Source organism: Sphingomonas sp. Leaf22 (assembly GCF_001421715.1).
In the GTDB taxonomy this organism is placed as follows: Bacteria; Pseudomonadota; Alphaproteobacteria; order Sphingomonadales; family Sphingomonadaceae; genus Sphingomonas.
In genome coordinates this window covers 423675-438946 of sequence record NZ_LMKP01000012.1, presented here as the reverse complement: position 1 = coordinate 438946, position 15272 = coordinate 423675, and the positions used below count along the sequence as shown (strand labels likewise).

Sequence of the window (15272 nt, the reverse complement as noted above, 5' to 3'; positions counted from 1 at the left end):
AGCTGATCTGGCCCCCGTTTTACCGGACGGAATTAGGCGGTTGCAGAAACCAGTGCGCGATGCTCGCGCGGCGAACGCATTTTGAGCCCTGAGTGCGGGTGGTTGTCGTTGTAGTCCTCGATCCATCCGGCCAGCGATGTCAACGCGGTGAGTGCATCGGGGAGCGGCGAGACACGGACGTAATCTCGTTTGAGGGTATGCACGAAGGCCTCGGAGATGCCGTTGGACTGCGGGCTGCGGACAGGGGTGAAGCAGGGTTTGAGGCCCAGCTGCCGGGCAAAGGTCCGTGTTTCGCGGGCGGTATAGGCCGAGCCGTTATCGGACAGCATCTCGACCGGCGTGGTCGCGCGCATGCCGCCGAAGCGGGTTTCCACGGCTTCCAGCATGATGTCGCGCACGTCCGAGCCGCTGATGCCGGCATTGGCGACCGCGCTCCAGGCGATGATCTCGCGGTCATGGGCATCGATGATGAAGGCGCCGCGCACGACCTCGCCGTTCCAGCAGGTGAATTCGAAGCCGTCCGAGCACCAGCGCAGGTTGGAGCGGATCGTCACCACGACGCCGTCATGGCCATAGTCGGCACGCTCGGTATAGCGCCGCGCCAGCAGCAGGCGGTCCGCCGCCATGATGCGATAGACGCGCTTGTGGTTGACCGGCGCCAGCCCTTCGGCGCGCTGCTGTCGATTGAGGACCGCCGCGATGCGGCGGTAGCCGTATGTTGGCCGCTGCGCGGCGATCTGGCGAATGCGGGGCAGCAAATCCGCATCCTCGGCCTTGGTGTACGGCCCGCGAGCCTTGGTGCTGCCGGCCAGGCGGTCGTACACCGTCGAGCGCCCGACCCCGAGCGTGCTGGCGACCAGGCTCACCGGATAGTCTCCGGCAGCGGCGAGTGCATGAGCAAGCTCGCTTTTTTTGGGCGTGAACGCTCCAGCGCTTCCTTCAGGATCTCGACCTCCAGCGTCTTGCGGCCGAGCTGGCGCTCCAGTTCGCGGATGCGATTGTCCATCTCGCGGACCTGGCGGTTGCTGGTCACGTCATCGTCGCCGGCGACCGCTACGCTTCCGCCTTCCAGCATCAGCCGCCGCCAGCGGTACAGCAGGTTCGGCGCCACGCCGTTGCGGCGCGCCACCACCGAGATGCTCTCGCGACCGTCGAGCGTCTCCTCGACGATCCTCAGCTTCTCATGATGATCTCGGACACGGACATAAGCCTATGCTCAGGGGATAGCCCCAAGCCTCCTTCTTAGGCTTAATTCCGTCCGGTCAAAACAGGGGCCAGTTCAAAAGCGCGATGGTGGCGACCTTGTGTTCCCTGGCAGCAAGGAAGGCAAACCCCTGTCCGATATGACGCTATCCAAGCTCATGAAGGAGCTGAAAATCGCTGCCGTACCGCATGGCTTCCGATCATCATTCCGCGATTGGGCTGGTGAAGCGACGACTCACCCCCGCGAAGTTATCGAATTCGCACTTTCACACGTTATCAAGGATAAAGCAGAAGCAGCTTACGCCCGGTCGGACCTTTTCGATAAGCGAAAGGACCTCATGAACGATTGGTCAACGTTCACAACCGCTACTAAATAGTCCAGTATTATTTGCGCTAGTAATTGTTTTGCAATTATCCGCTGGACGAGTATGTCATCAGCGACGCGTTTTTGCTCTTCACAAGGCGTAATTTGGCACTACTTGTACCTCCACCGAACGAGGAGCAAGTAATGCAAGACAATCTCTTGCGCGGCAGTACCGTAATCAGCCGAACCGGTATCCCGCGAAGCACGATCTACCATATGATGAAGCAAGGGCGCTTCCCCTTGCCCGTGCGCATCAGTCAACGATCAGTCCGATGGCGAGAGAGTGACATTCAAAACTTTATTGAAAGCCCTTCTCGCTGGATGCTTGACAATATCACGCGATCCAAATCTGTTGATGGGAACAAATAATGGATACGCAGCTACGATTTAGCGTTAGTGGTGCTAGCAAGACACAGATTCGACAGGCGGTTGGTCAACTGCTAGTCTCTAAGGGGTTCACTAGAACAGGGAATTGGGACTTTTCACGTTCTGGTCAAATAACGCCGGAGGAAGCCCGAATAATAATTGATGATGCTTATGATATTGAAGCCCGTCACTTCCCTTCTCGTATCGTTACGTTACATATGCTGTCTGAGTTAATCGTGATGATAGTCAGACGTCACCGCAACCGATCTGCCTAGAGGTAAAAATGCGGCATACTGTATCCAGTCATGAGCGTTCAATTTATGCGGGCATACCTCCTCCTCCGCTAGGGTGATATCAATTAGATAAACCTTATTAGTTAGGTTATATAATCTAATGATATTAACGCGGAATCTTACACCCAAGATACTTTTTACAACTTCTAAAATAGCCTAACTGCGTTTTGCTCAATCCCTTGAAAGGAAGGAGACGGTAGCCACACCGTGTGATACCTAGTGACGCCACTAGGAGCATTAATATCAGCCCATATATACGTTAGGTTGTTCCATCGAACTATCTCTGTTCATCCGGAGGGTCGGAGGTTGGCCTTGCGGCTTCTAAGTTCCCCAAAGAAGTTAACTTGCCACCGCTACAAGGATACGGTGAAGGCGCGTTGCCCTAGGCCTGCTGCACATCGGCAATGAATGCCTTCGCAAGCTAGGTTGCTATCGATTTCGCGGACTCGGTCATTATAGCCTGACCGGTAGCATATAGCTTGGATGAGTTAAGGCGTTCCAGCTAGGGCAAGCATCGCCATTGCCGGGTATTGTAGCGCAACACCGCGTAAATTTCAAGGCGCGATGGGAGCTTAGTAGGTTTTCAACCTAACTGACAGCAAACAGCCCAAGCTACCTATACCGTAGGAGGAAAAACGCCCCCCGTACTATGTTTATTTCTTAGTCTGCTTAAACATGGGTAAACATACCTAAACCTCTGATAATGGTGACCCTTATAATAGACATTAATCCATCGCACTGCTTTATTTAGGTGTGAGGTTACCATGGTTCGGGTAGTTGACTGATCGTGCAAGCGTATGCGTACTTAGCAATCTTTCTAGGACTTCCCTCTTTTTTTACCTACCGCTCTATCGGGCATTCCTTTCCCCGCATCGAACGGAGCCTTGCTGCTTCAAGATCGCAGGCATGTTGTTTGATGGCTTCGGCTGCAAACCTCCTATTTGCGCCGCAACGACGATATTCAATCAGTCTTTCATGCAACTGGCGAAAATGTGGCTGACCGAGATAGGTGAGCTAGGAGGCGCAGTTATGATCTATTGACGGTCCGGTCATCGCCGGGAATTCCTCATAATTCTTTATTGGTCGAAGGCTTTGCGGTACGCCTCATCCCCTATTCATTTCGAGGTAACGATGACGGTTCCACTTTGGTTAGCAGCGCTTTTTCCGTTGCTAGGTGTCGTTACGATTTGGTTCGGAAAGATTGCTATTAAGAAGTATGTAGAACGTTCAGTGGAAGCAGCATTTGAACGCCGTATTGAAAGTGTCCGAAGTGATTTGCGCGTAAAAGAAGCAAAAATTTCGGCGTTACAATCTTCCGCCCTTTCTAACCGCGCTGGAAGGGACGCAATCATCGAAAAACGTCGAATAGAAGCTATTGAGAAGCTGTGGCAACTCTCGTTACAACTGCGTCAGTATAAGATGGCGGTGACTACATTCGGATTATTTAAGGTTGAGGAATTGAGTGCAAGGGCCGACAAACAGGAAGCTGTGAGGGAAGCCGTCAAGGCCATGTCTGGTGTAAGCAATGAAAGAATGCAGGAGCTTGCTAATATCGGCGGTGATAGTGAACGCTTGTTCGTTCCTCTAGACGCATGGGCGACTTATGTAGCGCTGCGCGCGGTTATAGTTTTTGCATTCGCGCGCCTCAATATGATTGCGATAGGAATCAAAGACTCACATAAGCTCATTGACGGCACTTACATTATTAATATCCTTAAAGCGGCAATGCCGGCCTACAATGACTATCTCGATCGCTACGGAGTTTCTGTTGTGGGCAAACTTGTTGACCCGCTCGAAGAGCTTCTTCTTAAGCAGCTTCGTAGTGCATTGAATGGAGACGATGCAGACCAACAGGCTGTCGAGCAGTCCGCCAAGGTTTTACGCCTTGTACGCGAGTTTCAAGCCGAAGCTGCTGCAACATTGCCAGAGAATTAGCGTCACTTCACCGAACGCATTATGAACGCCAGGTTTGCAGTAACGGATAGAAAATGGCTGCCAAGCAATATCATGTTTCGGCAAATAAGAGCGTTGCGCCCTAGTGCGAAAGTGCCCTGCTTCGCCGGTACTCGGGTGAATTGAATGTTAAGGGACGGTGCGAAACTGCTTGGATTTCGCTCCGCCCCAATGCGTTTACTGGCGAAGATACTTACATACGCCCGCGCCTCCCCCAAGGCCTAACAAGCCTTTAGCGGGGCCGTACACCCCGAAATCCAAGCCTTCCACGACGTTAACAGCCCGGTCACCGGAGAAGAGCACGGTATAAGGTTGGTAGCCGGTATACGCACCATAGGCATTCTTTCCGTTTATAGCGACGTTCGCAGCCCAACCTTCCCAAGCAACATTGCCGCTTAGCAAGCCGCCTTTACAGCGAGCAGGCTTTAGTTCCCCAACCTGATATTGTGCCGATTGCGGATCGCGTAGCCGTCCCGCCATAAGCTGTTTCGTGGCTGCGAGTGAGTCAGTTGGCTTCTCACCGACGTCGACAAACCCCATCTGGATAAGTGACAACGATGCAGCACCGGCTAGTGCCGCTGTCGCCAGCAAATTTAACATTTTGCATTCCCCGCGCTCTACCGCTCCAAACCCGACAAACCGGGTCGGTTGAACGACGCGAACACAGGAACACGTCTCCTGCGTATTCCCCGAAGGTATTATATTCCGCAGGCCGCCCGGAGAATCCGAGAGCCTGTGTTCACCGCCGTTTGCGGACGCTTCCTTCCGTTCAAAGTTGGAAGCGCAAAACCTGATTATGTCGCGTCAGTCACCGTGTCCACGCCTTTCCTGCCGTCGAGGTTCATCCACGAACGCGCCTTACCAACCGTCGCCGCTTCCGATCGTCCTTTGCCCTATCCCATTCGCTTTGATCGATACCCCAAGGCTTCCAATGCTGCGATGCCTTGGGACGGGAAAACCTAGGACGTGGCGGGGGCGGGTCATCGTCAGGCGGTGGCTGCGAAGGGGACCAAGTAACCTTCGGCCCCCGCGCACCGCATTGGCAACGCCGTCTTTTCGCAAAGTCGGGCCAGTCAGTACGCCAACCTTTCCGCCGCCAATGGGTTTGCAACTCAAAGGGGAAAACAGCGCGATCCTGCCACAGGCGCGGCATTCAGCCTGAACGGACCCGTCCTTTAGGTCGGTCAGATACTTGATAGGCTGAACCATGATTCACAGGGGAAGGGGGAGTTGGTTCCGATCCTGCATCGACAGGGGTTCGCCTGCATACTCACAAAGATGCGCGGCTAACGTCGTTGCCGCCTCAACGCGAAGCCGGGAGTCAGGCGCGGTAAGGCCCACTCGTGCCCATCCGGGCGCAGATAGTAGCGCAGCGGCGATCATTTCCTGCGAATCCAACATGGCGTTTCCTCCTACGCTTAGGTAGAACGAAACAAGAACATTTCACAAGATGGTTTGGGCTTGGTCGTCGTTACTCGACCAGCACTCGCAGGCGACACCGGTTGCGTTCGCCTGTGGCCTGCCCCATCGTCCGTCGTTGTAGTGAGGGGGGACGGCAATGTTCGGCATGTTGGCGATTGCAGCGTTCGGCGTTGTGCAAGGGCCTGCGGCGATGGACTTTAGCCAACCGCCCCAACTGCGCAACCCTCAAGCATTAATCACATACGAAGATTATCCCACGGAATCCTTACGTCGGAATGAATACGGCATAGTCAGCATAATGATTACCGTCTCGACTGACGGAAAGGTAAGCACCTGCCAAGTCACAGAGAGTAGCGGCTTTGCTACACTAGACCTAGCGACGTGTTCGTTGTTTAATAAGCGAGCTAAATTTGAACCTGCTAAGGACGCCGCAGGCTTGCCCATCGAAGGGAAGTACCGACTGTCGAATAGTTGGGGTTTAGAAGAGCATCAGCCAAGAACCACCATTGACGTACCCTTACAGGTATCTTCCGTTCCTTCTGACTACCGCTCGCCTGTAAAGGCCCGATTAGTCTTCGATGCGACCGGTCACGTTACAGCGTGTGAAGTTACCACTACCAGCGGCAGCGTCGTAGCAGACCGTGCAGCATGCGCTTACATAAAGCAGCAACTTGCCATCGCCGCACCTAAAAGTGCGTCTATGGACATTCCACCTGTAGCTGTACGCTATCTGATCGCAAGTCTGTCGAAACGGGAAGCCGATCCTTCTCCAAAGCAATAATTCGCCTGTCGCAACGGCAACCGTATGACCGCGATGGACCTTTAGCTCCCCCGCTTCTCCGCCCTTTGGATAGCTGCCCGCGTAACCCCATACCGAGCCGCTAGGACGCCCAAGGAAACGCCTTCTGCACGTTGTCCTAGGATTTCCTTGTGCTGTGCGTCAGTAAGGCTCCTAGGCCTTCCTAGAGCCTTCCCTTCGGCCTTTGCTCGCTGCAACCCGGCTTGGGTACGCTCAATCAGTAGATCGCGCTCAAACTCCGCCACGGCAGCAATAACCTGCATCGTCATACGACCAGCGGGGCTGCAAAGGTCAACGCCGCCAAGGGCAAGGCAATGTACCCTAACACCGATCGCGGAAAGGCTATCAACGGTCTGCCTAACGTCCGTGGCATTGCGGCCTAGGCGATCTAGCTTCGTAACGACCAGCACGTCACCGGCTTCCAACCGATCAACCAGCTTAGCGAAGCCCTTGCGCTCCATAGCGCCAACAGACCCCGATACGGTTTCGGTTACGATCCTGCGGGTATCGATGCTGAACCCGGCAGCTTCAATCTCACGAACCTGATTGTCGGTCGTTTGATCGATTGTGCTTACCCGGCAGTACCCAAACACCCGCGCCATGATCCGACTCCGTATCGATTTCCTGTATCGTTACTACTCATGTATCGAAAAGGCGTCGAGTCTATTTTTCAATGCGGCTAGCTGCGGTGTATCAAAAACGACCCATTTCGTGCGCATAGCGATCGCAAAATCTCAGGGCGATGGGAAGGCACCTGCCAATTCCTTGACGCAGCTTCTGTTGCGTTGCACCGATGAAGCTAATCACGAAAGGCTGTTCCCGATGCCTGAACAATTTAATATCGCTGCGATCCGTCACCTACGTACCGCAGAGCACTTAGAGGCCGGCGGTCATACCGATGATGCAGGCTACCATTTTGGCGTTTGCGCAGAAAACGCGGTGAAATGTGCGATGCGAGAAGCAGGCCTTGAAAGCTATTGGGCATCGCAAGGAAACCAAGCTCTAAGGGCTTCGCCAATGTTCGGACACTGGAGCTTGCTCGGTACAAAAATCGCTAACGCAGCTAGCATCATAAACGTGCATGCTCAAGGAAGACGTGCAAATCCGCTCAAGCAACTATCCGCTTCAGGCGCTACCGTATTCGCCGATTGGAGCATAGACATACGCTATGCCGATCCCACTCACGTACCTATTGACGGCGCGAAGTTGCATAGATGGAAACACGGCGCAGCGCAATTCGTCAACAGTTTTGTCTTGGTGTGAGATATGATATTTTACAACGAATCTTTGCCGCGATGTTTGTTGGCGCTGCAAGGCTGCGGAATTACGATAGACGATTCGATAACTATTGTGAGGGATGCCTCTGGTCGCCTAACTGCATGCCGTAATAATGTGGATGATATCAGTTCCGTTGAGATTGCTCTCAAGGACGCGTTAGGCGCCTATGCTGCGTCGCCTGCTATTATCGATGGGTTTTTGGCGGAAAGCCTAAATCGTGATCCGGCTGCAAAGCCCGTAGAGACAGATATTGACGGACGCTCCTACCAATTCAAGTTCATTGACCGAAGGATTGTTGGAAACGACTGGCTTGTAGGGCCATTTCCTACAGCTAAGCGCAAAACGCAGCGAATAGTCTTCGCCTCGCTCAAGGGTGGAGTCGGTCGAACCACCGCTCTTACGGTAGCGGCTGCGAATTTCGCACAGCAAGGGTTGAAGGTGCTCGCAATCGACCTTGACTTAGAGGCTCCTGGGATAGGATCGATGCTCCTGTCGCCTTCTACCGACAAATCTTTGGACAATCGTCCAAAGTACGGGGTAATAGACTACTTAATAGAGCAAGAGATTAGCGGCATTCCCGAGGAATACATTGTCGATTTTGTAGGGAACAGTAAATTCCACGATGGCTTTATTCAGGTTATACCTGCAACAGGTAGAATAATAGACGATTCTCCTAATGATTTTATACCTAAGTTATCGCGGGCGCTTACTGACGGAATTCAAGATGGTAAAATAGTGCCATTTTGGAAGAAGATAAATACAATGATAGAACGGTTTGAGGCGTTCGGAAATTATGATGTTGTATTGATTGATGCGAGGGCAGGCATATCTGAGATATCTGCCGCGCCGCTGATGACGCTTGGTGCAAATCTGCTATTATTCGGAACAGATCAGCAGCAGACATTTCTTGGATATAGATATATTGTTTCTTATATGTCGGCTCAAACCGATTATGGAGCACTCGAAGCAGGCGGCAACTGGAGAGAAAGACTGACGTTTGTTCAATCTAAAGCGCCTAGTACAGAAAGAATGCGGGAGCCATTCCGTAATAAGCTCTACGATATGTGTACGGATCTACTTTACGAATACGATGATTCATATGAATCAGAAGATTCATTCAACTTTGGACCGTCGGAAAAGGGTCTTTTCATACCACATGACGCAACGTTCATTAAGCATGATACTGCCTACGACGCTTTCGATCCGACGTTGAACGGCGACCAATTAGACGAAGAAGTTTATAGCGGACCATTCGGTCGCTTCTTGGAAAGGTTGGATGGTATCGTTCTATCCGGTACGGAGCGCCAAAATGAAATTTGAAGAAACCGAAGCAATCCGAACTGCCTTTCGGTCCATCCCTAAGGCAGGGGCTGCGTCCGTTGGGTCTCCGCCGACGGTTGAAGAAATGTACGTGCTGCCAGCACATTCCTTGGCGGTTGATCCCGACGTGTCGCTGGTGGTCGGAAACCGTGGAATGGGTAAGACCTTTTGGGCTACATCACTTGTAGATCCAGTTACTAGAAAAGCGGCAATGGCTGCACTTCCACCACGCCCGCGAGCTTTCCACAACGAAGTTGAGGTCGTCTTTGGATTCTCTGATCGCGAGGGTGTGCAGGGTATCAGTGCCGATGAAATACGATCAGTAGCTAACTGTCGCCCCGAAAGCATCTGGCGCGGTACGATCATACACATTTTGAGTAAAAGGTTTGGTAAGCAGATTTCTTTCAAGAATGCCGTGCAGCTCGCCGAGGCGCGGCCAGATGACGCGCGGCAAACATTGAGACGGTATGATGAAATTCTGACCAGAAATAAGACAAAATTTCTTATTCTATTCGATCAACTCGATCAGCTCGCAGAAACATGGCCAGAGATTCAGAGTCTCACGAAAGGTTTATTGAAAACTACTCTATCAATGAAAAGTTATCGATCTGTACGGCTGAAAGTCTTTATGAGGACGGATCAATTTTCAGATAGAGACCTTTTTGAGTTTGCTGATTCTTCAAAGGTTCATGGTGAAGCTACAAGGCTGAATTGGTTTAGTACAGACTTGTATGGTTTAGCATATTCCTGGCTATGGAGAGACCTAGCTGCGAGACAGGTTCTTGCGCCGCTCCTTCCCCTAACTGAGTTGGAGCGCAATGAAGCTATCGCTTCGGACAAAGCTCCTGTTTGTCTGCGTGCAGACCCTGATGTTCAAGCAGCAGTTTTCGACCTGTTGGCTGGTGACCAAATGGGCGGTGGCGAGAAACGTGGCCGACCGTACTCATGGATCATTACCCATTTGATGGACGGCATCGGGGAGATTTCACCGCGATCGTTTCTGCATGCATTGACTGTTGCTGCGGAGCGGATACCTGAAAGTAATCAGGGTCTTGCAATCGACTACGGAACGATACAGGCGGGCGTGTCATCTGCATCTGACATTCGGAGACGGGAATTATTTGAGGATTATCCTTGGATCGCAGAAGCGTTGGAGCCGCTACGCGGTATCACCGTTCCGGTGGAGCGTTCTGAGTTGAAACAAAAATGGCAGAAAGAAAGAACTCCTGAAAATATACTAAAGTTACATAAGGATGCTCGCGCACCAATAGAATTGGCTACTGCTCATAATAGTTCGGAATCGCGCTTAAAGGCGTTGGAAAGGGCGTTAGAGCAAATTGGTGTTATTCAGGAAAGAGATGAGGCGCGTGTGAACATTCCAGATATTTTTAGAATTGCGGCGGGAATAAAGCGGAAGGGTGGAATTAGACCTCAGCAAAGGCGTCAGATTTAGTCAACCTGTCGTAGGTTTTTGGGTTGGTTCGTTTGCGAGGTGCGGGTTTAGCTCGGTTTGCGGAACCGGCTTCAGTCTTGTTGCCGAGAAGCGACGTGTGCGCCGAAAGCCTGCTGCGCAATGTCAGCAAGAACCTGATGGTGTTTGGCGTAAAGCCGGTTAGGGCAAATGATGATTGGGTCGCCCGCCGATTGCTCAAGGGAGCATGCACCGTGTCGCGGTTTAATGCAGTCAGCTTCAACAAACGGACAGCGGGCAGACGCGGCATAAGTCGCGCCAACGGGGTCTAGTGGCCTGTAGCCGAAAAACTCAACGATACGGGTGCCCAAGTTCGATCCTTCGGCGATTCCATCGCTGTGCCGCCCTACCTGCCGGTACCAACGCAAAACCGAATGTGGGACGGAATGAGGGCTTCAGGCGATGCGTTTGCAAAAAAGTGAGTAAATTCAATATTTTCCAGCATGCGCTGGCGGAGACGGAGGGATTCGAACCCTCGGTAGGAGTAATCCCCCTACGGCGGTTTAGCAAACCGCTGGTTTCAGCCACTCACCCACGTCTCCCAAGCGCGTTGCGCCTTGGAGAGGGGGCCTATAACGAGGGTTTCCGCCGCGATCAACTCCTACGTTGAACGTAATTGACGGCCGATCGAACGCGCGTTCATTGCAGGGACAGGCGCTTGGCCGCTATCGTACGCCGACGGGCTTGCATGCGGGGAGTAGCGTGATGAAACGGTTGATCGGGTGGATGGCACCGCTGTTGTTGATAGCGATCCCTGCCCACGCACAGGTGCGCACCGTCGACCCCAATGACGCGATCGACGGCGATCTGGCACCCGCGCCGCAACCGCAGCCGACGCCGCGCAGCGACGTGCTGCCGGCCTATCGGCAGGAACCGGTCCAGCCCGCGCAGGACCAGCCGCCGGTCAGCCAGACCCCGCCCAGCAGCACCGCGACCAGCACCGCCAACGACACGTTCGAACGCGACGACCTGATCGGTGCGGCGGAGGGCGTGTTCGGCCGCGGTGCCGAGGGGCTGGCCGGCATCCTCGAAAACATCTTGAAGGATCAGGGCAAGCCCAACGCCTATATCGCCGGACGCGAAGCGGCGGGCGCGTTCGTCGTCGGCCTGCGCTATGGCTCGGGGATCATGAACCACCGCGTCGAAGGGCAGCGCCCGGTCTATTGGACCGGACCGTCGGTCGGGTTCGACGTCGGTGGCGATGCGACCAAGGTCTTCGTGCTGGTCTACAACCTCTATGATTCGCAGGAACTGTACAAACGCTTCCCGGCAGCCGAAGGTCGCGCCTATTTCGTCGGCGGTTTTTCCGCGAGCTACCTGCGGCGCGGCGATGTGGTCATGATTCCGGTGCGCCTCGGCGTCGGCTGGCGGCTCGGCGCGAATGTCGGCTATATGCGGTTCAGCGAAAAGCAGCGTTGGCTGCCGTTTTAAGGGAAAGGGCGGCCCGCAACTGCCGGACTCGCCCGAACCCGGCCGGCGGGCAAAGCCCGACCGACGACGCGGGGTAGAGGAACCACCAGGAGCGCCCCGGATCACGTCCGGGGCGACGCCGACCCGATCGCCCTCCCCGCTTCAACAGCCCCGAAACGCGGTCGATTCGAACCGGACCGGCGCGCCCAGCGCGTCCCCGACCAGTTCCGCTTCCCACATCGCGGTCCGCCCGCGCACGATGGTCCCGACCGGCCGCCCGGTCAGCGTATCGCCGGTGAACGGCGACCAGCCGGCACGCGACGCCAGCCAGCTTTCCTCGACCGTCCAGCGCCGCTTCAGATCGACGACGGTGAAATCGGCGTCATAGCCGAACGCGATCCGCCCCTTGCCCGCCAACCCGAAAATCCGCTGCGCGCCGGCGCTGGTGAGATCGATCAGCCGCGGCAGCATCAGCCGCCCTTCGGCGACATGGTTGAGCAACAGCGGCAGCAGCGTCTGCACCCCCGGCATCCCGCTCGGCGTCGCGGGATAACGCTTCGCCTTTTCCTCGATCGTATGCGGCGCATGGTCCGAACCGATCACGTCGGGCACCCCCTGGTTGAGCCAGAACCACAGCCCGTCGCGATGCGCGCCCGACCGGATCGGCGGGTTCATCTGCGCATAGGTGCCCAGCCGCGGATAGGCGTCCTCTCCGGCAAGCGTCAGATGCTGCGGCGTTACCTCGCACGACGCGATGTCCTTGTTCGCGCCCAGCAATTCCAGCTCGGCGGGCGTCGTCACATGCAGCACATGCACCCGCCGCCCCGCTTCCCGCGCCAGCCGCAGGATGCGCGTCGTCGCGATCAGCGCGCTTTCGTCGTCGCGCCACACCGGGTGCGAGGCCGGATCGCCGCTCACCCGCTCGCCCTCGCGGGCGATCATCCGCATCTCGTCCTCGGCATGGATCGCGACGCGACGCTGACCCGATCGCAACACGCGCAGCAGATCGTCATCCTCCGACACCAGCAAATCGCCGGTCGACGATCCCATGAAGATCTTGACGCCGGCCGTGCCCGGCAACCGCTCCAGTTCGTCGAGATGATGCGCGTTGCGCGCGGTCGCCCCGACATAGAAGGCGTGATCGCAATACATCCGCCCCTTTGCACGGGCGAGCTTGTCGGCGATCGCTTCCTCGGTATCGGTCGCCGGCTTGGTGTTCGGCATTTCGAACACCGCGGTCACCCCGCCCATCACCGCCGCGATCGATCCGCTGGCAAGGTCTTCCTTGTGCTCCAGTCCCGGCTCGCGGAAATGAACCTGCGTGTCGATGACGCCGGGCAGGATGTCGAGCCCGGTGCAGTCGATCGTCTCGCCGGCATCGCCCGCCACACCGATACCGGCGATGCGGCCGTCGGTAATGCCGATATCGACGCGCGCCGGGCCGCCGGGAAGGTGGACCGTGCCACCGGTAAGCTTGGTATCGAAGGTCACCATTGCCGCCTCTTGTAGCCAGGGGGTGGGCCGTCCTACCTGTTGACCATGACCGTTACCACCCCCGGAACCTGGCTTGCCGACCGCGCCGTGCTGCGCATCGCGGGCGACGAAGCACGCCCCTTTCTACAAGGGCTGGTGACGCAGGACATGGCAGCGGTCACGCCCGACACCCCGCAATGGGCGGCGCTGCTGAGCGCGCAGGGCAAGGTGCTGTTCGACTTCCTCCTGTGGGCCGACGACGACGCCATTCTCGTCGATTGCGAAGCCGACGCTGCCGATGCGCTCGCCAAACGGCTGACACTGTACCGATTGCGACGGACGGTAACGATCGAGCGCAGCGATGCCGGCGTGCACTGGTCGTACGGCGGCGGACGCGGCATCCCCGATCCCCGGCTCGCCGGCCTCGGCTATCGCTGGATCAACGCGCCGGGCGATCCGGCGCACGGCTGGACCGGGCATCGGTTACGCCATGGCGTGACCGAGGGCCGCGCCGAACTGGGCGACGGGCAGACGCTCTGGCTCGAATGCAACGCCCGCGAACTGAACGGGGTCAGCTTTACCAAGGGCTGCTACGTCGGACAGGAAAATACGGCGCGGATGAACTATCGCTCGACCGTCAACCGCCGGCTGGTCGTCGTCCCGACCGTGACCCCCGGTCCGCGCACCCGCTTCATCCACGAAGCCCTCGGGCTGGCGGTCGAACATCGCCGGATCGACGATCTCGGCGAGGCGCTCCGCCCCGACTGGCTGGCCACCGCCCTTGCCGAACCGGCCTGACCGCGTGTCAGAACAGTTCATCGAGCAGCAGATGAAAATCGATCTTGCGCTGCTCGGGCTTGGCGATGCCGTAGCGGTCGAACATCCGCCGGGTCAGTGCCGCATCGAATTCGTCCAGACCATGGCCGAGGATCGCCAGATCCTGATAGCGATCCGCGACCCCAACCCGACCTAAATCGATGCAGCCGACCACCCGCCCCCCGTCGATCAGCACATTGTCGAGCGAGAAATCGCCATGGGTCACGACCGCATCGGGCGACAACGGCAGCAACCGCCCCATCGCGTCCCAAACCTGCCCGGCGCTCCAGCCCTGCCGCGCGTCGTCGAAATCGGCTTCGTCGACCAGCCCGGCATCGATCCGCGCACGCGCCGCCGCAAGTCGAACGCCATGCCCGCTATCGAACGGACAGTCGCTGACCGGAATGGCATGGAACGACCGCAGGAAATCCACCAGCGCATCGACCAATTCGTCGGCACGCTCCGGTTCGGTGTCGAGAATCTGCCACGCCGTGCGTCCCGGCAGCGCCGTCGTCAACAGCCACGCCGTATCGGCCGTCGCCTCGCAACGCACGAGGGCCGGCACCGCGATCCGGCCGGCCAGCCAGCGTAACCGGACCAGTTCATCGACGATATCGTCGGCAACCGTGCCATGGCCGTGTTTCAGGAAGCGTTCGGGCACGCCTGCTTTGCCGTGTAGCCGGTAGATCGTCGCCCCCGACTCGCCGACGCCGTCCCGCGACCAGCGATAGCCGGCGACATCGGCGGCGAACGCCGATGGCACCTCGACCGGTGCGCAGGCGGTTTCACGCTCGTCCATAGCCCCTCTCCTGATTCAGACCGTACCTCGCCAGGCGAGACCTTTGCGCAAGTCCCGAACCGAGTCCGATCCCCGCTGCGCCCCGGCAGAGACCTCGATCCAGTCGGAAAGACGTTTTCGTGGGGTACCGGCGTCCCCTTGGAATCGCTTTCGATCGAATATGATCGCCCTCACCTTTCCACGGCTGCGCCACTCCCTCCCTCTCCCGCCGGGCGAGGGAAAAACGCTGAAGGCGGCGAAGGGTAAGCGCAACCAAAGGTGATGGAGTTCGACCTTGGCGGGCCAACGCCTTCTCCCGGTACCGA

13 protein-coding genes, 1 tRNA gene and 1 pseudogene are annotated in these 15272 nt (G+C 56.5%); 8 read left to right on the top strand and 7 right to left on the bottom strand.

From position 1 onward, the window contains the following. Positions 1-32 precede the first annotated feature (32 nt). Positions 33-1206 (bottom strand): annotated as a pseudogene (locus ASE70_RS08735) (IS3 family transposase). A gap of 505 nt (positions 1207-1711) precedes the next feature. On the opposite strand from ASE70_RS08735, the gene ASE70_RS19140 reads away from it, so the two are divergent. After that, entirely contained in the window at positions 1712-1936 is a 225-nt protein-coding gene (locus ASE70_RS19140) for a helix-turn-helix transcriptional regulator (protein WP_082450882.1), read from the top strand. A gap of 1421 nt (positions 1937-3357) precedes the next feature. Continuing rightward, a complete protein-coding gene (locus ASE70_RS19605; protein ID WP_156356093.1) occupies positions 3358-4161 on the top strand; it encodes a hypothetical protein in 804 nt (267 codons plus the stop codon). A 195-nt stretch (positions 4162-4356) separates the two neighbouring features. Here the strand turns inward: ASE70_RS19605 and ASE70_RS19600 are convergent, their stop codons facing one another. Together ASE70_RS19600 and ASE70_RS20980 are read right to left on the bottom strand one after the other, a co-directional pair. Continuing rightward, positions 4357-4779, bottom strand: coding sequence for a hypothetical protein (locus ASE70_RS19600; RefSeq protein WP_156356092.1), 423 nt, complete (start codon positions 4777-4779; stop codon positions 4357-4359). Positions 4780-5391: 612 nt separating this feature from the next. Further along, entirely contained in the window at positions 5392-5562 is a 171-nt protein-coding gene (locus tag ASE70_RS20980; protein ID WP_327196827.1) for a DUF6771 family protein, read from the bottom strand. A gap of 175 nt (positions 5563-5737) precedes the next feature. Between ASE70_RS20980 and ASE70_RS19130 the strand changes: the two genes are divergently transcribed. Then, on the top strand, positions 5738-6382 hold the full coding sequence (locus tag ASE70_RS19130; RefSeq protein ID WP_082450878.1) for an energy transducer TonB: 645 nt from the start codon (positions 5738-5740) through the stop codon (positions 6380-6382). A 41-nt stretch (positions 6383-6423) separates the two neighbouring features. On the opposite strand, the gene ASE70_RS08720 is transcribed toward ASE70_RS19130, so the two are convergent. Further along, positions 6424-7002, bottom strand: a complete 579-nt coding sequence (locus ASE70_RS08720; RefSeq protein ID WP_056503484.1) for a recombinase family protein — start codon at positions 7000-7002, stop codon at positions 6424-6426. Here ASE70_RS08720 and ASE70_RS19595 point away from each other — a divergent pair. Genes ASE70_RS19595 through ASE70_RS19590 form a run of 3 tightly spaced genes read left to right on the top strand, consistent with a single transcriptional unit; the run spans position 7001 to position 10451 of the window. Beyond that, positions 7001-7663, top strand: coding sequence for a hypothetical protein (locus ASE70_RS19595; protein WP_156356091.1), 663 nt, complete (start codon positions 7001-7003; stop codon positions 7661-7663). The genes ASE70_RS08720 and ASE70_RS19595 overlap by 2 nt on opposite strands. 3 nt (positions 7664-7666) lie before the next feature. Continuing rightward, positions 7667-8998, top strand: coding sequence for a KGGVGR-motif variant AAA ATPase (locus ASE70_RS19125; RefSeq protein ID WP_082450876.1), 1332 nt, complete (start codon positions 7667-7669; stop codon positions 8996-8998). Further along, positions 8988-10451, top strand: a complete 1464-nt coding sequence (locus ASE70_RS19590) for a hypothetical protein (RefSeq protein ID WP_156356090.1) — start codon at positions 8988-8990, stop codon at positions 10449-10451. The genes ASE70_RS19125 and ASE70_RS19590 overlap by 11 nt, the downstream gene beginning before the upstream one ends. A 467-nt stretch (positions 10452-10918) precedes the next feature. Here ASE70_RS19590 and ASE70_RS08715 read toward each other — a convergent pair. Further along, positions 10919-11011, bottom strand: a tRNA-Ser gene (locus tag ASE70_RS08715). Between the two features lie 163 nt (positions 11012-11174). Between ASE70_RS08715 and ASE70_RS08710 the strand changes: the two genes are divergently transcribed. Next, positions 11175-11900 (top strand): DUF1134 domain-containing protein, encoded by a 726-nt coding sequence (locus tag ASE70_RS08710; protein ID WP_056402228.1) that lies wholly within the window; start codon positions 11175-11177, stop codon positions 11898-11900. 141 nt (positions 11901-12041) lie between these two features. Here ASE70_RS08710 and ASE70_RS08705 read toward each other — a convergent pair whose 3' ends face one another. Beyond that, positions 12042-13373 (bottom strand): dihydroorotase, encoded by a 1332-nt coding sequence (locus ASE70_RS08705; protein ID WP_056402232.1) that lies wholly within the window; start codon positions 13371-13373, stop codon positions 12042-12044. A 45-nt stretch (positions 13374-13418) separates the two neighbouring features. On the opposite strand from ASE70_RS08705, the gene ygfZ reads away from it, so the two are divergent. Further along, positions 13419-14150, top strand: coding sequence for a CAF17-like 4Fe-4S cluster assembly/insertion protein YgfZ (ygfZ, locus tag ASE70_RS08700; protein ID WP_056503481.1), 732 nt, complete (start codon positions 13419-13421; stop codon positions 14148-14150). Between the two features lie 7 nt (positions 14151-14157). Here ygfZ and ASE70_RS08695 read toward each other — a convergent pair whose 3' ends face one another. Further along, positions 14158-14967, bottom strand: a complete 810-nt coding sequence (locus ASE70_RS08695) for an APH(3')-I family aminoglycoside O-phosphotransferase (protein ID WP_056402240.1) — start codon at positions 14965-14967, stop codon at positions 14158-14160. Between the last annotated feature and the right edge of the window lie 305 nt (positions 14968-15272).